The 613-nt window shown below is 34.3% G+C and carries 1 protein-coding gene; it reads left to right on the top strand.

The annotated features are described in order from the left end of the window. Nucleotides 1-134: 134 nt before the first annotated feature. Nucleotides 135-613: tyrosine-type recombinase/integrase (locus tag ILS93_RS28415; RefSeq protein ID WP_222661741.1), on the top strand; the 479-nt coding region annotated here is incomplete at its 3' end.

Below are 613 nucleotides of genomic sequence, written 5' to 3'. Positions count from 1 at the left end.
AAAGTAAACTTTTCAATATTAGTTTACATTCGATTCCCCTTAAACATTGACTTACCACTGAATCCACTGATATCCTCAAAATACACAACAAAAGTATACATTCAAAATACTATAAATAAAGAGGTCAAAAATCCATGAACAAAAAACCACATCTTATTGATGTCCAACCTATCCGAACAAAAGAACAGATCGAAGATATGAAATGGGCCCTCAAACGTCATTGTTCCGAACGAGACTATATTCTCTTTCTTATTGGCATACATACCGGACTACGCGTAAGTGATCTACTCCAACTTGAAATACAAACCATAGTAAAACTAAAACGGAAAAAGAGAAAAGAATTTAAAATTAAAGAAGGAAAAACAAAGAAAGAACGTATAATTAATCTTACTTCTATCTTTGATGAAGTCTATTCGTATGCACAAACACTAGAAAGTACCTGGCTATTCCCTTCACGAAAAGGAGATCAACCTATTAGTAAGATCCAGGCTTATCGACAATTGCAAAAAGCCGGAGATTTTGCCGGTATAGAATCCATCGGAACTCATACCATGCGCAAAACCTTCGGTTATTGGTTCTATAAACAAACAAAAGATATAGCTATGTTGCAAGA

The organism is Bacillus sp. 16GRE42 (assembly GCF_019837435.1).
In the GTDB taxonomy this organism is placed as follows: Bacteria; Bacillota; Bacilli; order Bacillales; family Bacillaceae_G; genus Bacillus_A; species Bacillus_A wiedmannii.
Note: the sequence above shows the minus strand (reverse complement) of the source record. Positions and strands in the feature narration are given on the sequence as shown.